This window comes from Peribacillus sp. P4_B1, assembly GCF_056402395.1.
In genome coordinates, this window is record NZ_JBFUHM010000013.1 from 1 (window position 1) to 18,350 (window position 18,350).

The 18,350-nt window shown below is 41.3% G+C and carries 20 protein-coding genes and 1 riboswitch; of the genes, 2 read left to right on the forward strand and 18 right to left on the reverse strand.

Annotated features, from left to right (window positions below; translation table 11 throughout):
* Nucleotides 1-150: 150 nt before the first annotated feature.
* From AC1DVK_RS09615 to acnA, 3 genes are all read right to left on the reverse strand, one after another.
* Entirely contained in the window at nucleotides 151-279 is a 129-nt protein-coding gene (locus AC1DVK_RS09615; RefSeq protein WP_081108788.1) for an FbpB family small basic protein, read from the reverse strand.
* Nucleotides 280-583: 304 nt separating this feature from the next.
* Entirely contained in the window at nucleotides 584-1,090 is a 507-nt protein-coding gene (locus AC1DVK_RS09620) for a redoxin domain-containing protein (protein WP_410861626.1), read from the reverse strand.
* 207 nt (nucleotides 1,091-1,297) lie between these two features.
* Nucleotides 1,298-4,009, reverse strand: coding sequence for an aconitate hydratase AcnA (gene acnA, locus AC1DVK_RS09625; RefSeq protein WP_089363055.1), 2,712 nt, complete (start codon nucleotides 4,007-4,009; stop codon nucleotides 1,298-1,300).
* A 385-nt stretch (nucleotides 4,010-4,394) separates the two neighbouring features.
* Here acnA and sspO point away from each other — a divergent pair, with 385 nt between their 5' ends.
* Nucleotides 4,395-4,547 carry a small acid-soluble spore protein O gene (sspO, locus tag AC1DVK_RS09630; RefSeq protein WP_034312428.1) on the forward strand — a complete coding sequence of 51 codons (153 nt, stop codon included), beginning with the start codon at nucleotides 4,395-4,397 and terminating at the stop codon, nucleotides 4,545-4,547.
* Nucleotides 4,548-4,663: 116 nt separating this feature from the next.
* Here sspO and AC1DVK_RS09635 read toward each other — a convergent pair whose 3' ends face one another.
* On the reverse strand, nucleotides 4,664-4,927 hold the full coding sequence (locus AC1DVK_RS09635; protein ID WP_061462981.1) for a hypothetical protein: 264 nt from the start codon (nucleotides 4,925-4,927) through the stop codon (nucleotides 4,664-4,666).
* Nucleotides 4,928-5,040: 113 nt separating this feature from the next.
* Here AC1DVK_RS09635 and AC1DVK_RS09640 point away from each other — a divergent pair, with 113 nt between their 5' ends.
* A complete protein-coding gene (locus AC1DVK_RS09640; RefSeq protein WP_061462980.1) occupies nucleotides 5,041-5,175 on the forward strand; it encodes a small acid-soluble spore protein P in 135 nt (44 codons plus the stop codon).
* 187 nt (nucleotides 5,176-5,362) lie between these two features.
* Here AC1DVK_RS09640 and AC1DVK_RS09645 read toward each other — a convergent pair whose 3' ends face one another.
* The 14 genes from AC1DVK_RS09645 to AC1DVK_RS09710 form a co-directional block, all read right to left on the reverse strand.
* Entirely contained in the window at nucleotides 5,363-6,382 is a 1,020-nt protein-coding gene (locus AC1DVK_RS09645; protein WP_410861627.1) for a thiazole biosynthesis adenylyltransferase ThiF, read from the reverse strand.
* A complete protein-coding gene (locus AC1DVK_RS09650; protein WP_061462978.1) occupies nucleotides 6,379-7,146 on the reverse strand; it encodes a thiazole synthase in 768 nt (255 codons plus the stop codon). Before AC1DVK_RS09650 ends, AC1DVK_RS09645 begins: the two co-directional genes overlap by 4 nt.
* A 1-nt stretch (nucleotide 7,147) precedes the next feature.
* A complete protein-coding gene (gene thiS, locus AC1DVK_RS09655; protein ID WP_061462977.1) occupies nucleotides 7,148-7,351 on the reverse strand; it encodes a sulfur carrier protein ThiS in 204 nt (67 codons plus the stop codon).
* A gap of 14 nt (nucleotides 7,352-7,365) precedes the next feature.
* Nucleotides 7,366-8,490, reverse strand: a complete 1,125-nt coding sequence (thiO, locus tag AC1DVK_RS09660) for a glycine oxidase ThiO (RefSeq protein WP_477626363.1) — start codon at nucleotides 8,488-8,490, stop codon at nucleotides 7,366-7,368.
* Between the two features lies 1 nt (nucleotide 8,491).
* Nucleotides 8,492-9,103, reverse strand: coding sequence for a thiamine phosphate synthase (locus AC1DVK_RS09665; protein WP_410861629.1), 612 nt, complete (start codon nucleotides 9,101-9,103; stop codon nucleotides 8,492-8,494).
* 40 nt (nucleotides 9,104-9,143) lie between these two features.
* A complete protein-coding gene (locus AC1DVK_RS09670; RefSeq protein ID WP_477626364.1) occupies nucleotides 9,144-9,920 on the reverse strand; it encodes an energy-coupling factor transporter transmembrane component T family protein in 777 nt (258 codons plus the stop codon).
* Nucleotides 9,921-9,936: 16 nt separating this feature from the next.
* Nucleotides 9,937-11,397 carry an ABC transporter ATP-binding protein gene (locus AC1DVK_RS09675; protein WP_427088470.1) on the reverse strand — a complete coding sequence of 487 codons (1,461 nt, stop codon included), beginning with the start codon at nucleotides 11,395-11,397 and terminating at the stop codon, nucleotides 9,937-9,939.
* A gap of 12 nt (nucleotides 11,398-11,409) precedes the next feature.
* Nucleotides 11,410-11,994, reverse strand: a complete 585-nt coding sequence (locus AC1DVK_RS09680) for an ECF transporter S component (protein WP_477626365.1) — start codon at nucleotides 11,992-11,994, stop codon at nucleotides 11,410-11,412.
* 13 nt (nucleotides 11,995-12,007) lie between these two features.
* Nucleotides 12,008-12,691, reverse strand: coding sequence for a thiaminase II (gene tenA / locus AC1DVK_RS09685; protein ID WP_477626366.1), 684 nt, complete (start codon nucleotides 12,689-12,691; stop codon nucleotides 12,008-12,010).
* Nucleotides 12,692-12,827: 136 nt separating this feature from the next.
* Nucleotides 12,828-12,956, reverse strand: a riboswitch (TPP riboswitch).
* Nucleotides 12,957-13,148: 192 nt separating this feature from the next.
* A complete protein-coding gene (locus AC1DVK_RS09690; protein ID WP_477626367.1) occupies nucleotides 13,149-13,319 on the reverse strand; it encodes a hypothetical protein in 171 nt (56 codons plus the stop codon).
* A 226-nt stretch (nucleotides 13,320-13,545) separates the two neighbouring features.
* On the reverse strand, nucleotides 13,546-14,586 hold the full coding sequence (locus AC1DVK_RS09695) for an NADH:flavin oxidoreductase (protein WP_410861633.1): 1,041 nt from the start codon (nucleotides 14,584-14,586) through the stop codon (nucleotides 13,546-13,548).
* A 157-nt stretch (nucleotides 14,587-14,743) separates the two neighbouring features.
* Entirely contained in the window at nucleotides 14,744-15,529 is a 786-nt protein-coding gene (locus tag AC1DVK_RS09700; protein WP_089363065.1) for an SDR family NAD(P)-dependent oxidoreductase, read from the reverse strand.
* Between the two features lie 235 nt (nucleotides 15,530-15,764).
* A complete protein-coding gene (locus AC1DVK_RS09705; RefSeq protein WP_477626368.1) occupies nucleotides 15,765-17,006 on the reverse strand; it encodes an NADH:flavin oxidoreductase/NADH oxidase family protein in 1,242 nt (413 codons plus the stop codon).
* A 241-nt stretch (nucleotides 17,007-17,247) separates the two neighbouring features.
* Nucleotides 17,248-18,084: an alpha/beta fold hydrolase gene (locus AC1DVK_RS09710; protein WP_477626369.1), complete on the reverse strand. Its 837-nt coding sequence runs from the start codon at nucleotides 18,082-18,084 to the stop codon at nucleotides 17,248-17,250.
* Nucleotides 18,085-18,350 lie beyond the last annotated feature (266 nt).

An 18,350-nucleotide genomic window follows, 5' to 3' on the forward strand; every position in this document is an offset into this window, starting at 1 on the left:
CGCTTCCAGGAAAAATTTAACGGCCTTTCCCCGATTGAATATCGAGAAAAGGCCGCAGCTTGAAATACTCTTTTTTTATTGTCTACTTGACAGGGTTATGTGCAGGGACCTTCATGGCATTGGCTCTTTTTAAGGAATCTTTTGCAAAATTTATTCAGCCTTTTGCATATGTTTTTTTTCCAGACGTTCCTCAAGTCTTTCCATTTGTTTAACGTCCATCAATAATTCCTTTTTGTTTTCTTTAATTAATTCTTCAAATGTCCTTTTTCTTTTTTTCATGCTTTCACCTACTTATTTTTAATATACTATTCAGCATTGCCTAATTAACGTAAAATTATGACTATATGGCCTTCACTCCATTAATTGTCATAATTATCAGATTTTTAATCTGATAAAAATCCAATTTCTCCACTCTCTATACTTTAACCCTTTTTTCATAAACATTAACTATATTTTTTTAATTTTTTTGATTTTTCCATTAATTTTTGACAACTTTGTTAACAAACAATAAAAACGGAGCCTCATAAGGTTCCGTCAGATTTTGTAATGTGTCGTAAATCACTTTAAACTTTATAAGATTGCCCTACTGCATACTATTTATATTTCGTTCCATATCTTTTAATGTCATGGCTGAAATTACCTTATTCCTGATAATGCCTTCTTTGTCGATGAAGTAAGTCGTCGGAATGCTCGAAATCTTATAGCGATCATTCACTGCCTCTTTTGCACTTTGACTGTCAAGCGGTATGGTAAAAGAAATTCCATTATCCTCCACAAATCCTTGTACATCATTTTCAGGGTCAATATTGACTGCTAGTATGACAACATCATCACCCGCTTGTTGTGTGTATTTCTCCATATCCGGCATTTCCTTTTTACAAGGCGGACACCACGTTGCCCAAAAATTCAGCATTACCTTTTTCCCCTTATAATCCGATAATTCAACCTGTTTCCCATCCAAAGTTTTCAGGGTGAAATCCGGTGCTTTAGCTCCAATTTTCACTCCTCTCGGTTCATTATCCATCGCCTGTACGATCGCTATCGTAATAAGTGACAGTAAGACCACCGAAGCAATAATCTTTTTAATCATACTCGTCCCCCTAGTCCCATTACAATAAAAATATTAGTCCATTTCCAGAAATAGAACAACTTCCCTATTCCATCTTAACAATAAAAGGGTATGCGGAAAAGTGCAATTCCATTAAATCATATCATGATCTCTCAATGTTTCATAAACTTGACACAAAAAAAAGCGGCAAACCTACACATGTAGGTTTGCCGCTCTCAAAAGCTTAAATTAGCCTTTTAATTTATTACGTAATACCATTTGAAGGATACCACCGTGACGGTAGTAGTCGATTTCGATTTCAGAGTCGAAACGAACAAGTACATCAAATTCTTTTACGTTTCCAGCTTCATCAGTAGCTGTAACTGTTACGATATCACGTGGTTTAACTGTTTCGTCGATTTTAACAGCAATCGCTTCTTTACCAGTTAATCCTAGTGTTTCAGCGTTTTCGCCTTCTTTGAATTGAAGAGGAAGAACACCCATTAACGCAAGGTTAGAACGGTGAATACGCTCGAAGCTTTCAGCGATAACTGTTTTAATGCCAAGAAGGTTAGTACCTTTTGCAGCCCAGTCACGAGAGCTTCCCATACCGTAGTCTTTACCAGCAATGACAGCAAGACCTGTTCCATCAGCTTTGTATTTCATACAAGCATCATAGATAGCCATTACATCGCCTGTTGGCCAGTAAGTAGTGTAACCACCTTCTGTACCTGGAGCAACTTGGTTACGGATACGAATGTTTGCGAATGTTCCACGCATCATTGCTTCATGGTTACCACGACGAGAACCGTAAGAGTTAAAGTCACGTGGTTTCACACCATTTTCACGAAGGTAGATACCAGCTGGTGTATCTTTACCGATTGCACCTGCAGGAGAAATGTGGTCAGTTGTTACTGAGTCACCGAATTTACCAACTACGCGCAAGCCAGAAAGTGGGTTAACTGAACCTGGTTCTGGTGATAATCCTTCAAAGAATGGAGGATTTTGAATGTATGTTGATTTAGAATCGAAAGCGTAAATTGCTTCGTTGCTTGTTTGGATTTCATTCCAACGTTTGTTATCGTTGAATACTGTTTCGTATTCTTTACGGAATAATTCCGGTGTAACTGTTGCTTTAACAGCAGCGTTAACTTCTTCTTGTGATGGCCAGATATCAGCAAGATATACATCGTTGCCATCTTTATCTTTACCAAGTGAATCATTGTTTAGATCAAAGTCCACAGTTCCAGCAAGAGCATATGCCACAACCAAAGTAGGTGAAGCAAGGTAGTTTGCTTTCACTAGTGGATGAATACGACCTTCAAAGTTACGGTTACCAGAAAGTACTGAAGTTACTAGAAGATCTGCTTCAGAAACCGCTGCTTCGATTTCGTCCGCTAATGGACCTGAGTTACCGATACATGTTGTACAGCCATAACCAACTACGTTGAACCCTAATTGATCAAGGTATGGTTGAAGACCTGCATCACGAAGGTAACCAGTAACAACTTTAGAACCTGGTGCCAATGATGTTTTTACATAATCCGGAACAGTCAATCCTTTTTCAACTGCTTTTTTAGCAATAAGACCTGCTCCAAGCATTACGTATGGGTTAGAAGTGTTCGTACAGCTTGTGATTGCAGCAATTGCAATCGCACCTGTTTTCATTACCGTTTCTTTACCATCGGCAAATTTAACAGTTACTTCTTTATCCAATTCAGAATTGTCCATGCCGAAACCTTGGTTACCCATAGGTGCATTGATAGCATCATGGAAAGATTGTTTCATTTGAGAAAGTGGAATCAAATCTTGCGGGCGTTTAGGGCCTGAAAGGTTTGGTTCAATTGCTGAAAGGTCGATTTCCACAACATCATTGTAAGCTGGATCTTCGTTTTCAGGAGAGTAGAACAATCCATTTTCTTTGCAGTAAGATTCAACAACTTTAATTTGTTTTTCATCACGGCCTGTTAAGCGCATGTAATCGATAGCTTCTGCATCAACTGGGAAGAAACCGACTGTAGCACCGTATTCAGGAGCCATGTTAGCAATTGTTGCACGGTCAGCAAGTGGAAGATATCCTACTCCAGGGCCGTAGAACTCAACAAATTTACCAACTACGCCGTGTGCACGAAGAACTTGGGTTACTTTCAATGCAAGGTCAGTAGCTGTTGTTCCTTTAGGAAGTTGACCAGTTAGTTTCACACCAACCACTTTTGGTACTGGGAAGTATGAAGGCTGTCCAAGCATACCTGCTTCTGCTTCAATACCGCCGACACCCCAACCAAGAACACCAATACCGTTGATCATAGTAGTATGTGAATCTGTACCGAATACAGAGTCAGGGAATACTTCAAAGTCGCCGTTTGGAGATTCAACCGCATGTACTACGTTCGCAAGGTACTCAAGGTTAACTTGGTGAACGATACCAGTTGCTGGTGGAACCGCACGGTAGTTATTGAATGATTTTTGAGCCCAGCTTAGGAACTGGTAACGTTCTGCATTACGTTCGAATTCAAGATCCATATTGGCATCAAGAGAATCAATTGTACCTGCTTTATCAACTTGTACAGAGTGGTCGATTACAAGGTCAACTGGAATTTCCGGGTTGATTTTATCAGGATCTCCACCAAGTGCAGCGAATGCATTACGTAGAGAAGCTAAATCTACAACAACTGGAACACCAGTGAAATCTTGTAGGATAACACGTGAAGGCTTGAACGGAACATCTATATCTTGCTGCTCACTTGTTCCCCACTTAGCAAGGTTCGCAACGTGTTCTTTTGTGATTACTCTTCCGTCTACTTGGCGAAGTACTGCTTCAAGTAGGACTTTAATGGAATATGGAAGGCGTGATACTTGGCCGTCCCCTGCTTTTTCAATAGCGTCTAGGCTGTAGTAGTTGTAGCGTTCCCCTTCAATTTCAAAGGATTTACGCGCTTGGTATACGTCATTTTTCGTCATGAATATTACCCCCAATTAAACTGTCAGAACTTATTCTGCACATAAAAGTAAAACCTGGTTCTCTGAAACCATGTCTACTATAAATATAAGTAAAAAAAGTTAGTTTGTCGAATTTCTTCTCTCTTCTCCCACCCTAACTCTTCCTTCAACTTAATACTAATATAGAAATGAGTATAAGTAAATAACAAGAAAGTTATTGTTTTTGATAAGTTTCTCTTATAGAAAAAAATTCCCCACATATTAAAGTGCATTTAGGAAGCCTTACTGATATGCAATTTATCGAAAATACCCTATTTTTGGCCTGATAAATTATTCCAGTAAAACATATTGGTCATTCATACATAATCATTCAACATTATCGCATTCTATGGGTGGAGGTGTCGAAATGACAAAACAAAAGGCAAATCATGTTATACCAGGTATGAATGCTGCAAAAGCGCAAGGTAATGGAGCTGGGTATAATGATGAACTGGGAAATGAACCGCCATTATCGGAAATGCAAAGGCAAAATAATAAAAAAAGAAAGAAAAACCAATGATTTCCCTCATTTCTAGGCTTTAAATAAGATAGGCTTTTTGAAATGGCAGATTTACTGCATTTTTCAAGAAGCCTATTCCATTCTAAAAACAGGAAACGCCGGATAGAACCAGTCACTCAATAGTCCTCTGAATTGACCTCATTGACGATTGCCTGAATATCCTGCTCGAATTGTTTCAATTGTTCTCTCTGATGCTCGGAAGCGGTGACTAAAGCAGATTGAATTTGCTGATAGGCCTCGTTCACCTCCTGCTTCACATGTTTCAATTCCGTTCCGTAATTCGGTGCGTTCTTCTCGATGGATGAATATACATCAAATACTTGTTGATAGCTTTGCTGGGCTTCCTGGAATGTCCTTCGCTTATCTTGTTTATCCTGCATTTGGTTCAGCTCCTTAATTAGTGTCCATCCATAGCATGTACGAGGTTTGCAAATATATGTATGTGAATAAAATTTCACGGACTGATTATCTTAAGAAGTAGGAGGGATCGGACATGAACAAAAATGATGGTAAAAACAACGCACCTAAAGGGAATAACACAGGTCAACCTGCACCGTTAAGCGGTTCTCATAAGGTAAAAAATAGACAGCACTCCCGTCAGAAGCATAATAGCAGTCATGATATGTAGGCAGCTTTTATAAACGTTCCATAACGAAGCGGTGCCGCCCTTAAGGCAGACACCGCTTTCGTTTGATGTTTACTCAGCAATCAAGTCGCAAGAAGAATGATCGATAACTTCCTATTATAATGCAGAAATTATCGGTACCTCTTTAAAACACTTTACCTTGGATTTCAGATCCGTTCATTACAGTTATTCAGCCAAAATAACGATGATATAAAGTTTTGGCTTCTGAGATTTCTTTTGTTCCATGGATCAAAGCACGTCCATCTTTAAAAACAACCATTCGATGGGTTCCGATTGAAAATGAAAGTAAATAGGGATTTCTAACGATTTTGCCACCTTGTGCAAACAGATTTTTTTCAAGTTCCGCTAAGTCTCTTTCAAGTTTGATCGCCGGCCGAATCTGGACAGAATCCCTCCCGCATAATACGGCAGTCTTTATACGATTTGAATAGGATAGATGCGGATAAGTACGATTTGTCCCACAAGACAAACAACTGTCTTTTTTTAATTTCGCTACATCTATGGACGAATGCTCATTTTTCCAAAGATCGAACGAAACGATCTTGTTTCTAAGTGATGCATAATCTTCTACAAGGATTTTTAAGGCTTCCGTCATTTGATGGGCAACGACCGTTTGAACAGCAGGACTAATGATTCCCGCCGTATCACAGGTCAGTCCTCCAATCGGAACCGTTTCCAGCAAACAATTCAAGCATGGGGTCACCTCTGGGATCACCGTGTAACTTATCCCATAACTCCCTACACAGGCCCCGTAAATCCAGGGTATTTTATATTTTTGTGCGCTATCATTAATTAGCATCCTGGTATCGAAATTATCCGTGGCGTCCAATATTAAATCCACGCCTTCAACGAGCTTTGCCAGTTCATCCACCGAAACATCCGCAACATGCGATTTTACGATAACATCTGAATTTAACGCATTCAAACGATTCTTCGCTGCCACAGCTTTCGGTATTCTTTTTTCAGCATCTTCTTCACAATAAAGCTGTTGTCTTTGCAGGTTACTCCACTCCACATAATCTCTGTCAACAATGGTCAGTTTCCCAATTCCTGCTCGTACAAGGCCTTCTGCACTTCCCGTACCGAGAGCACCCGCTCCAATCACCAAAACGTGTTTATTGCGAATTTTCAATTGTCCTTCATTCCCTATAGGGCCAAAAATTTCTTGTCGTGAATAACGTTCAGTCATCCAATGCTCATTCCTTCAACTGGACTGCTTGCAATGGCGTATTCATTTTTTTCTATTCTGCCCGCTTCATAACCCATGCGACCTGCCTCAATGGCAAGTTTCATTGCTTTCGCCATTTTGATTGGGTTTTTTGCTCCGGAAACTGCAGTGTTAAGCAACACGCCATCCGCACCTAATTCCATGGCAATTGCCGCATCGGAGGGTGTTCCAATCCCTGCATCAACAATTACAGGAACCTCTGATTGTTCCATGATGAATCGCAAGTTCAGTGGGTTTATAATTCCTTGACCTGAGCCAATCGGTGAAGCACCAGGCATTATTGCATGACAGCCCACTTCTTCCAAGCGTTTTGCAAGCAAAACATCATCCGAAGTATAGGGTAATACAGTGAATCCCAGTTTCACTAATTCTTCAGCAGCTTTTAAGGTTTCAATCGGATCAGGCAGAAGTGTTTTTTGACAGCCGATGACTTCCACCTTAATCATGTCACATAAACCAGAAGCCTTAGCAAGTTGGGCTATGCGCACTGCTTCTTTTGCCGTCTTGGCTCCTGCTGTATTGGGAAGGAGTGTATATTTTTTCAAATCAAGCTTTTCTAAAAAATTTGGTTGACTGGCTTCGAAAATGTTCATTCTCCGAACTGCAAATGTTAATATTTCCGTCTCCGAAACCTCCACTGATTGCTTTTGAACATCGAAGTTTGGATATTTCCCAGTACCTAATAATAACCTAGAAGAAAATTCATAAGAACCAATCTTTAACATATCATCCGCCTCCTACAAAATGTACAATCTCGACCTTGTCCCCATTTGACAAAAGTGTTTCACTTTGATTTTCTTTTGCTAATATTTCATCATTCAATTCAACTATCACTACTTTTTGATGTAAATTAAAGTGTTGCAAAAGTCCTGTAACTGTTGACTCATCAGCAGGAATCCGTATTTTTTCCCCGTTAATAATCAATTCCAATTCATTCACCTCCATTATGAAAATTGGGTCTGTATCGAACGCTCCAATCGAAAAGCGGACCATTCAGGGTTTGTCTTCCCTTCCACAATATCCGCAATAAGTACACCTGTAATTGGAGAAAGCAGGATACCATTCCTGAAGTGACCCGTTGCAATGAAAAGTCCTTTGTATGCTGGATGTTCACCAAAGTACGGAAGGCCGTCCCCTGTTTGGGGGCGTATACCTGCCCATGTCTTTTCCCACTCGGTTTCTTTAATTGCCGGAAGCAATTGCGTTGCCTTTTCTATTAACGTTGAGATCCCTTCCATACTTACCTTTTGATCGAAAGTGTTCGCTTTTACCGTTGCCCCGACAATGATTCTCCCGCCAACTTTGGGTACAAGATAGCAGCCATGTGAAAAGATCGTTTTTTCAAGCAATGGACGATCAGTCAGGACGGAGAAGCACTCCCCCTTTATCGGATAGGTATCGAGGTTTATTCCTGACTTTTCAAGGAGGAAAGCACTCCAAGCCCCACTTGCCACAATTACATTTTCACTTGAAAATTCGCCTATATTAGTGGACACTCCTTTTACATATCCATTTTCCGTACGTAAATCAAAAACATGGACAAATTCCTTTATATCCACACCAAGGGCAGCTGCAGATTTAGTAAAAGCGAGCGACAGACTTGTTGCTGAAACTTGTCCATCCCCCGGAATGAACATGCCTCCCTTAATCTCATCCGAAAGAAGCGGTTCCGTTTTCCTTATTTCGGCAGTAGATAACCATTCCGCCTCAAGTCCCGCATCTTGCTGGACTTTGATCATTTTCTTCAACTCTGCAACCTGGTCATCCGTAAGCGCCACCTTAAACATACCCTTATTCACTAATTCGATGTCTATTCCACTTATGTCTTTCAATTCTTTCGACAGTGCAGGAAACATCCCCCTGCTTCGGCTTGCCAATGTAAAGAGCGGGTTATCTGCATCCAGCTCAGCCTGTGCTCCTAACATCCCGGCTGCAGCACCGGAAGCTTTACTGGCAAGTCTATCTTTTTCCAATAAAAGGACCTTTTTACCTCGTTTGGCTAATTGAAAAGCAATGGATCCACCAATTACTCCTCCCCCAACAATGATTGCATCATATATGGAATTCATCTTATGTCTCCTTTCCTAAAGACTTCGAATATTCTTTAACGGCTCTAACCGGATTTTCCGCTTCAAGCACACCTGACATGACTGCAATTCCTTGTGCCCCAGCATCGCGCACGATTTGACAATTGGAGGGTGTTATTCCGCCTATTGCAATAATCGGAAGATTGACATTTTTTGTGATTGCATGTAGCTCCTCAACTCCCTTAGGAGGAAGACCGCGTTTTGAATCCGTTTCAAAAACATGACCATATATCGCGTAATTGGCACCGTAGCAAAAAGCGGCTTTTGCTTCATCCATGGAATGGATCGAACAGCCAACACTCATCCCTGGAAATGCTCTTTTTACGACTCCTGCATCTAAACTATGAAAAGCCAATTGCACACCAAATACTTTGTGCGCCCAGGCTACATCCACCCTGTCATTAATGATGATCTTAGAAAGCGGAATCTTATTATTATGTAACAGGGTCACTGCTCGATAGAGTTCTGATGCATTCATATTTTTTTCCCTTAGATAGAAGAAATCAACATGTTCCTGAATGTTTGAAGCGATTTCTACGAACTTTTCAATTGGCTGTTTTCCAGTAGAAATAATATGCAATTCTTGTGCATTCATACTTAGAACCCCTAACTAGTAAACTTGCAATCTCATAAAATCAAATAGGTAGTAGCGGGAAATGAACCGATAGATAAAACGCTGCCAACAGCAGGATGATAAAATACAGAATGAATCCATGGTCTTTTATTGAAAACCCAAATTCATAATAGTATGTTCGATCCCGAGTGTCTGTAAATCGCTTCGCCTCCATCGCAACCGCGATTCTGTGAGCACGTCTGATGCTTCCGGATAACAATGGGATGGAATAGGCTTTCATTTTATAATATACCGATCTGATCCCTTTTCCCCTTTCGAAACCGCGTACCTTCATCGCGTTTCGTATCGTTTGTAACTCTTCCATCATGATGGGGATGAGCCTTAAAGCTGCCATGAAACTATAAGCATATTTCGGTTTAAGCTTAACTTGCTGCATTAAGGAATAAAACAAGTTCACAGGTCTCGTCGTCAAGGAAAAAGTTAAACCAAGTGCCGCAAAAAGCAAAGCTCGAAAGCCTACCAGTAATCCCCTCATGAAACTTTCTTCCGTAATCGATATAAGACCCCACTTAAACCAAAGTGTCTCACCTTTACCGAATAAAATCATTGCTAGAGAAGTGGATATAAAAATGAAACAAAAAGGGATTGACAAAAGTAAGATGCGTTTCATCGAATGCCCCGTAAAACACAAAAATAAGAATAAAACACCAATGGTCACATTCATCATATAATTCAGATCATGAATGAATAATGCCACAATGCATAAAACAAGCAATGCGCATAGTTTAAGGCTTGGATTAACCTTATGGAGCCATGTTTCTGCACTTGAAACATTCATCTACATGACACTCCTTTTAAAATGATAAAACTTTGGTCTCCATAAATCCGGATTGCGTGTTGACCTTTTCATCACTTATTACATTTCCGTCTTTAACCGTCCAGATCCTGGTTGCAAAGTTTCTCGAAATATGATCGTCATGAGTTACCATGATCACTGTTGTTCCGCGCCTTCGATATTCCTCAAACCATTCCAGTAATGCAAAGGTATTTTTCGAATCTTGGCCAAAGGTAGGCTCATCCAAGAGAATGATTTTTTTGTCTATGACGATAGAGGCAGCTACGCTTAAGCGACGCTTTTGACCCATTGATAATTGAAATGGATGTTTATCCCGATGGGCCTCTAGGCGGAACACTTCAAGCAATGATTGAACTCTCTCCATTATTTCTTGTTGTGGCCTTTTTCCAATTCGCAATGAATAAGCAATCTCTTCATATACAGAATTTGCAATGAACTGAAACTCAGGATTTTGAAAGACAAACGTCATATGATCGGTTAGATTTTTCATCCTTTTAATAGGGGCTCCCATTAATTCATACGTACCATTCGTTTTTATGAACTGCATCAGTGCATGCAAAAGAGTACTCTTTCCCGCGCCATTTTCTCCCCTGATTACAATCCATTCCCCTGAATGGACCATCAATTCTTCAACCTTGATTTTTTCCTCTTTATTCCGAAAACCGCTAAAGCCTTGCACATGCACTAAGGGTGAACCGTCTGCAAATTGTTGTTCCCGAATGGGGGCATTCTCTTGTATATATTCATCCCAAACACCAGGGAACCAAATTCCATGTTCTTTCATTTCCTTTTTATATAGTGAAAGGATGGTATCTCTTGGACCATCAGCCATGATTTCACCTTCACCGTTAAAAAGCACGATTCGTTCGATGAATTCTAAAACATGGTCGATTTTATGCTCGACGATAATTACCGTTTTGTCTCGACCGACTTCCTTCAACAAATCCCAGATTTCTTTAGTTCCTTCCGGATCAAGCATGGCGGTTGGTTCATCTAAAAATATCACTTCCGGTTCAAGGGCCAATACTGAAGCGATTGCCAGACGCTGTTTCATCCCGCCTGATAATGTTTCTATACTTGTATGGCCTAGGTTCAATCCTACTTTACGAATATGATTTTGGATTTTCTCATTCATTTCTTCTTTAGGGACGGAAAGGTTCTCAAGGACGAAGGCAATTTCCTCATCGGCAAATGGCATGCAAAACTGACTATCAGGGTCTTGAAAAACATATCCCCATGAAGAAGCGCATTTCAATTTCTCCGCTTTCATCGGGACTTCGATGGAATTCGGAATCAATCCGCTTAACACTTGCAAAAGAGTCGACTTACCACATCCTGATGGTCCCAACAATAGAACTTTTTCACCTTTATCAATCGAGACGGATAGGTCCTTGAAAATCAAAGACCCATCACCTGGAAATTTCATTCTTAACTTCTCAACAGAAACGATTGGTTTCATGGCCATCAACCTCTACTTTTGGTCCAGTTCTGCATAATCTTTACTTGAAACTGGACGAACTAGATTAGTTACTCCTGTTGCTTCCAGGACTTTAACTAGATAATAAGCAGTTACACCTGCAAAGAATATGGAACCCACAAACCTCGCTATCATGAATAACGATAAATTCCAAAGAGTGAGAGCACCTATTTCCCCGTAGGCAAAATCCATTATTACTGATGCAAGGCAGGAAGCTATCGCAGCTAAAACGGCCACCGGCATATTGAATTTTTTATATTTGAACGCCATGAATACCAGTTCAGCGAACAAACCTTGGACCACCCCATATAAGAGTACGGACAGCCCCCATGGTGAACCTAGAAAGAATTCACCTGAAGCTGCAGCTATCTCTGCCAGAAGTGCCACACCCGGTTTCCGTAAAATCAAAAAGGCGACGGGGCCAGCTATAAACCACATTCCATAAATAAGTTGATCTAGATGTAATCCTAATGGTTTAACGGAATAATAAATCGAACCCCAAAGGATATAAACGATTCCAAATGCTACGGAAATCACGATCGTGACTAATATATCCGTTAATTTCAATCCTTTTTTCATGTTTCAATCTCCTTTATACTTCTAGTATTTCCTTATGCACAGGCCATGTCTCTAAACGATAAGCCATTTCCCAAAATGAGTACTCATATTGGCTGCTAAGGATAAAATGCTCCTTCATTCTTTCCTTATCTTCATCTGTTACCTTTTCAGCAATCTCATCAAGCCTGGCAATTTGTTCTTCTACCAAAGAGCGGAACCACTCTCCGCCGTAAGCTGCTATCCATTCTTGATAAATCGGCTCTTCCGGTTTACACTCTTGCAGCTTTTCACCTATTTCATAATACAGCCAATAACATGGCAAGATAGCCGCAATAACGTCACCTAAATGTCCAGAATATGCCGCACGATACATATGGGAAGTGTAAGCATAGGCAGTCGGGGCAGGTTTGAAACTTTCCCGTTCTTCTTTGGTGATGCCTAATCTCTCAGAAAAATTTTCATGAAGCTTCAACTCCGCTTCATATGTTCCCTGTGCGTGGCCGGCAAGCCTGCTTGTTGTATGTAAATCTGTAGCCTTGACTGCTCCTAAAGCTTGAACTCTAGCAAAATGAGATAAATAATAGGCATCCTGCTTGACATAAAAACGAAAACACTCTATTGGCAATGTGCCATCTCCTATTCCTGCAACAAACGGGTGATTAAAGCTAGCTTCCCAAATATGATCAACTTCCTGGCGGATTTCCTCTGAAAACTTCATGTCCATTACCTCCAAATTCTATTTTTTTATGAATGATACGGATAAAAGCCTTTTATAACCCCTTTTTTTTGCAAATAAAAAACCACTTTCTTTAACGTAAAGAAAGTGGTTGTACTTGAAATAATACAGAAACGTATTTTCCCAGACCCCACTTCCCTACGCTGGTATAAACCAGATCAGGTTCTAAGGGTCTTAAAGTCATACTTTAATCTCAGCTTCTCAGGTAAAATCAGTTTTTACCTATAAAGCACCCCTAGTGGTACAAATTGTATATATATTTCATTTGCCTTTATATTAACACGATAAATCCAATTGTCAAACGTATTAGAAAAGTTTTCAATCAAAGATGTTCATTATTAATCTTTTGGATTACTAGTCTTTCAATCTTCTAATACGCTAAGGATGAAGAAAAGAGGATGCCGCAGCCCCCCATTCTCTATGGAATAATAAGATACTCTTATCCTCTTTTTTTAAGGCTGTTTTCACATACTTTGTTGCTATTTACCAGGTAGTGAGTTGTGGTTGATTTCCCCTCCAGATGCTCGCTTTCCGCGGGGCGGGCGGTGCTCCCGCAGGAGTCTCGCACTTCCGCTCCAATCAACCTTAAATAGTTTCGTTTTAAAAACAACAATCTTTACGAAAAGAGTCTTTTTTAAAGACAGACATAACAAAATATTATGCATCAAAGTATTGGATAGATTGGATCTCTTAATTTGAATTCATAGTTTTCGTCTACAGTCCCTACAACTTTATCGCTGTCATAAATCTCCATATGCTTCGCTGTGCGGCAATCGTATAGCACTTTTATCCATAAACTCCAGAATGTATCTTGTGTTAACTAATCAAACGGAGGCTTAATGAAGTGTTCTCACTGACTCAGATGTAAAGGGAACCAATTCAGCTGTTCGGCCGTCACGAATCTTGTTTACCCAAGCAGGATCAACCATTAATGCCCGACCCACGGCTACCAGATCAAATTCTTCACGTTCAAGCCTTTCGATTAACCCGTCGATCTTGGTATTTTTGGCACTCTTTCCTTCCGTAAAGTGACTCGTAAAATCGTTATCCAGACCGACCGATCCAACCGTAATCGTCGGTTTACCCGTCAGCTTTTTTGTCCATCCGGCGAGATTCAGATTGGAGCCTTCGAACTCAGGCTCCCAGAAACGGCGGGTCGAGCAGTGGAAAATATCGACGCCCGCATCGGAAAGTGGCGTCAGGAACCGTTCCAGCAGCGCCGGCGTTGCTGCCAGTTTCGCTGTAAAATCCGTCTGCTTCCATTGCGAGAACCGCAGCACAATCGGGAATTCCGGTCCGACGGCACGGCGGCAAGCTTCGATGACCTCGACCGCGAAGCGGGTGCGGGCAACCATGTCGCCGCCATAGCTGTCGGTACGCGGGTTCGTTTTCTCCCAGAAGAATTGGTCGATCAAATATCCATGCGCACCGTGAAGCTCAATGCCGTCGAAGCCAAGCCGCTTGGCTTCGAATGCTGCCTGCGCAAAGGCTTGAACGATTGCGGCGATATCCAATTCCGAATAATCGCCAACATGGCCTCGCGCACCCATATGCCAAATCTGCGGAATAATCCGTCCGCCTACTTCGTGTACAGCAGCCACGACGTTTGCCCAACCGTTTAATGCAGCTTCGCCATAGAAATGCGGTACATTGGCTTGATTGGACGAATCCGAATGATTAATCACCGTACCTTCTGTCACGATAAGTCCAACGCCATTTTCAGCCCTGCGGCGATAATAGGCGGCCACATCCGGACCAGGCACTCCTTCAGGAGAAAATTGTCTCGTCATCGGTGCCATCACTATACGATTTGCCAGCGTCGTATTTCCGAATGCGAATGGTTTAAACAAGTTTTGAATTGATTGAGAATAATTCATAATTGACCTCCAAATAATTGAAATAGTGTTGTAGAATATATCCACAACAGATTAGTAATTGCGTTCTTTGCTGAGAGCATCGTTCGGATAAGTTAGGAGCCCTTGGCTGGGTTGTCAGGCCGTAATCAACAGCCAATCCTGGCCGCCCTCCATAAGGTCAATCCCCCGTTCTGTCCTGCATGGATCTGACCATACGGGTCATCATCTTGCGCGGCATTAATCGCGGAATGAACGCCACGAACCGGTTGCGAGCCCCTGGCATAATGAGTGTCTTCCCGCGCAAGAAGCCTCGGTACCCTTCCTCAGCCACCTGCCCGGCCTCCATTATAGCCCCACTCTGGAACAGCTTCGAGGCGCCCATACCCGAGCGATCGACGAATCCGGTTGACGTCAGCCCCGGACATAGTGCCGTCACAGTAACACCCGTGCCGCTCACCTCGTTCTCGAGAGCCTCGGTGAACGACAGCACGTACGCCTTCGTCGCGTAGTAAACCGACATCATAGGTCCCGGAAAAAAACCCACCAATGAAGCAACATTCATAATGCCTCCTTGGCCCCGTTTGACCATATCTGGCAAGAACAACTTCGTCATAACAGTCAGAGCCTTGATATTGACATCAATCATATTCGTCTCTTGCTCCAACTTCGTTTCCAAGAATGTCCCGTACAAACCGAAGCCGGCATTATTGACAAGATAGTCGACGACAACCCCCTTCTCCTTAAGCTCCGCGACAATCTCCTCCGGTACGCCGGGTGATGCGACATCCTTGGCGATGACTGTCGTTTGGATGCCATATTTATTCCGATATTCCTTCGCTAGTTCCAAAAGTTTACCCTCGCTCCGCGCCACCAGCACTATATCATGTCCATCTTTGGCGAAACGATCCGCCAGCTCTTGGCCAATCCCACCCGACACTCCAGTGATAAGTACAGTTTTTCTCATTTTGCAATCCACCTCTGTTTTTAGTGTAAAACTTTAAACCGTTTTGCAGCGTTTTCTAACCCCTGATTGTGACTATGGATGGTGTTTAGCCATACAGCAGAATCCTCTGGTCGGACCGTACTCAAGAAAAGTTGCCAGCCTCGCCCAACATTAAAGAACGAACATTCTAGTAAAGTGAAAAATAATAACGCAAACAGTTTTCTCAAAAGATTTCATTGACATGAAGTAGATACTCTTATGCTCTTCTTTTTTTAAACACTGAAAGTCCATTCTTAGAAATATTGTGAAGTAGGGACAACCAAACACTATAATTAGGTTTAGGAAGTTTTGATTTGCCTATTCGTGCTAATTGCTGCTCATACCAACCTAGCTCTAACATAGATGACGCTTTTTTATCTAAACTTGTAATTCCTGTCTTAATTGGTTTAATCTTTACCGTTTCATATTTCCCCTCAAAGATTTGGTTTGGTAGATCGGGTACAAGTGCAAATGGTTTTGCTAAGCCAACCATATCTATCGTCCCACTGGCTATAGCTTCAGTCATACCTTCTTGAGAACGAAACCCTCCTGTAACAACTAATGGTGTAGAGACTAACTTTCTTGCCTTATTAGCATATTCCAAGAAATAAGCTTCCCGTTTCTTTGTACTTTCTTTCACTTCGCCCCCCATCATCTTGGGATTTTCGTAATTCCCCCCGGAAATTTCAATTAAATCAATACCCACTTCAGATATTCTCTGAAGAACCTCCATCGATTCCTCTTCCGTGAAACCACCTCGTTGAAAATCAGTGGAATTTAACTTGATACCAATGGGGAAGTTCTCGCCTACTTGATTACGTATTTCCTGATAAATTTCCATTAAAAATCTCATTCGATTCGTTAAACTTCCACCCCATTCATCTGTACGTTGGTTATGATATGCTGATAAAAATTGATTAACTAGGTATCCATGGGCTGCATGAATTTGAACACCTGTAAATCCAGCATTTTTTGAAATTTTAGCTGCATTTCCGAAGCGTATAATCAGGTCTTTGATTTCCGGTGTAGTAAGGGCGCGCGGTTTATTAAAAAAGTCCTTAACATCCCCAGAAAGTGGGACAGCACTTGGCGCGACAGGTTCCTTTGATATGGTCTTAGGTGACTGTTTTCCAGGATGATTTAATTGCGTCCAAAGGTGAGTTCCATTTTGCGTGCCAGCTTTTGCCCATTTCTTGAGTTTGTCTAAGTCACGCTCATCTTCAATAACAACGTTTCCAGGTTCCCCTAAGGCTTGTCTATCAATCATAACGTTTCCTGTCACCAGAAGCCCCGCACCGCCATTTGCCCATGTTTCGTATAAAGTAATTAAGGGCTGTGTAGGATTATTATCAGCTGTCGCTAGTGTTTCACTCATGGCTGATTTAAAAAATCGATTTTTGATGTTTACTCCATTTGGGAGTTGTAGAGAATTTGCTAAGATAGTATTGTTATTTTTCATTTTTTTCTCTCACCTCAATTAATTTCTTTTATATAAAAGAGCACCTATACTCTTCCTTTGTTAACAAATATTATACCGAMTTGACCATCTTTTAATTTAGGGTAAATGTATTTTAATCGATTCTAATCCTTCATTTTAAAATCACATTCTTTAATGTAAATATCACCAACTGTAAGAATCAGGATATAATAAGTTGGTGCCTCGCTATACGGAGAGGAAAAACTGACGATCTCACCTGAGACTATGCATCAAGAAACAGCTTCACATGTGCGGCAAACAGTTCAGGGTATTGGAACAGGTGTCCATGCCCGGAGTCCGGGTAAATGATGAGCTGTGCGTTAGGTAGTTGCTGAGCAAGAATGTAACTGTTTTCGGTAGGAACCATGATATCCTCAACACCGTTAGTTACAAGCACTGGTTGCTTAATCTTATGCAACCATTCATACGATTGGTTAGGTAACCGATCAGCCCACTGTTCTATCGCCTTCAATTGTGCGTCGCGTACCTGCAGCGAACTTTCAAATTTTTTCTGGGCAATAATACGCTTCAGTGAAGCACTTCCAGCCGCGCGACTAGTTTCGGTAGGATTATAAAAAAGGAACATGAATCTTTCGAAGACGCCATTAGCATCTTCGCTAGCCATAGCCTCATTAACATCCTGCCGAAATTTATTAACGCCTGATTGTGGAGCGGTACCCGCCAATACTATGCGGCGAATTAAATTCGAATGTTGCAATACTAACTCCTGAGCTACGAACCCACCAATTGAGAAGCCAAGCACATCGACCTGTTGTAAACCAAGTGCTTTAATGAAGGACGCTGCATCTTTGGCCATTTCAGCTATAGTAGAAGGAGTTTCGCCACTGGTTTCACCGACACCGCTATTATCGAAAAGAATAATGGGTCTATCTTCAGCTAGAGCCCCAATAAGCTCGGGATCCCAGTTTTCCATTGTTCCTCGGAAGTGGATAAAGAACACCAGTGGAATACCAGTTTCTTTGCCAAACTTCCTATAGGCAAACCGAATTCCCTCCGCTTCGACATATCTTGTTGTACTTGGAATAGTAAATGTTGACATAATTTTTTCTCCTTTCGAACTAATCGTTCGGGTAGTTGTTGAAGCGAGACATCGCCTTACGCAATGATTAACTTGTTGATTACGCGAATAGTTCCCAGTTATGTTCATTACTAATACGGCGAAATTATCTGCTTCTAGTTATTATTTCATCACAATGTTGCACTTTGGATAAGCAAGCGTTAACGCACACACTTGGCTTGTTGGCTTTTTGACAAGTGTGGGTGCCGTTGAAACACTTATAACTTGAGAATGGTCGTTCTTAAATT

Excerpts from the sequence above, each read along its gene's own strand:
- AC1DVK_RS09615 (WP_081108788.1), bottom strand. The coding sequence starts at position 279 with ATGAAAAAAAGAAAAAGGACATTTGAAGAATTAATTAAAGAAAACAAA.
- AC1DVK_RS09620 (WP_410861626.1), bottom strand. The coding sequence starts at position 1,090 with ATGATTAAAAAGATTATTGCTTCGGTGGTCTTACTGTCACTTATTACG.
- acnA (WP_089363055.1), bottom strand. The coding sequence starts at position 4,009 with ATGACGAAAAATGACGTATACCAAGCGCGTAAATCCTTTGAAATTGAA.
- sspO (WP_034312428.1), top strand. The coding sequence starts at position 4,395 with ATGACAAAACAAAAGGCAAATCATGTTATACCAGGTATGAATGCTGCA.
- AC1DVK_RS09635 (WP_061462981.1), bottom strand. The coding sequence starts at position 4,927 with ATGCAGGATAAACAAGATAAGCGAAGGACATTCCAGGAAGCCCAGCAA.
- AC1DVK_RS09640 (WP_061462980.1), top strand. The coding sequence starts at position 5,041 with ATGAACAAAAATGATGGTAAAAACAACGCACCTAAAGGGAATAACACA.
- AC1DVK_RS09645 (WP_410861627.1), bottom strand. The coding sequence starts at position 6,382 with ATGACTGAACGTTATTCACGACAAGAAATTTTTGGCCCTATAGGGAAT.
- AC1DVK_RS09650 (WP_061462978.1), bottom strand. The coding sequence starts at position 7,146 with ATGTTAAAGATTGGTTCTTATGAATTTTCTTCTAGGTTATTATTAGGT.
- thiO (WP_477626363.1), bottom strand. The coding sequence starts at position 8,490 with ATGAATTCCATATATGATGCAATCATTGTTGGGGGAGGAGTAATTGGT.
- AC1DVK_RS09665 (WP_410861629.1), bottom strand. The coding sequence starts at position 9,103 with ATGAATGCACAAGAATTGCATATTATTTCTACTGGAAAACAGCCAATT.
- AC1DVK_RS09670 (WP_477626364.1), bottom strand. The coding sequence starts at position 9,920 with ATGAATGTTTCAAGTGCAGAAACATGGCTCCATAAGGTTAATCCAAGC.
- AC1DVK_RS09675 (WP_427088470.1), bottom strand. The coding sequence starts at position 11,397 with ATGAAACCAATCGTTTCTGTTGAGAAGTTAAGAATGAAATTTCCAGGT.
- AC1DVK_RS09680 (WP_477626365.1), bottom strand. The coding sequence starts at position 11,994 with ATGAAAAAAGGATTGAAATTAACGGATATATTAGTCACGATCGTGATT.
- tenA (WP_477626366.1), bottom strand. The coding sequence starts at position 12,691 with ATGAAGTTTTCAGAGGAAATCCGCCAGGAAGTTGATCATATTTGGGAA.
- AC1DVK_RS09695 (WP_410861633.1), bottom strand. The coding sequence starts at position 14,586 with ATGAATTATTCTCAATCAATTCAAAACTTGTTTAAACCATTCGCATTC.
- AC1DVK_RS09700 (WP_089363065.1), bottom strand. The coding sequence starts at position 15,529 with ATGAGAAAAACTGTACTTATCACTGGAGTGTCGGGTGGGATTGGCCAA.
- AC1DVK_RS09705 (WP_477626368.1), bottom strand. The coding sequence starts at position 17,006 with ATGAAAAATAACAATACTATCTTAGCAAATTCTCTACAACTCCCAAAT.
- AC1DVK_RS09710 (WP_477626369.1), bottom strand. The coding sequence starts at position 18,084 with ATGTCAACATTTACTATTCCAAGTACAACAAGATATGTCGAAGCGGAG.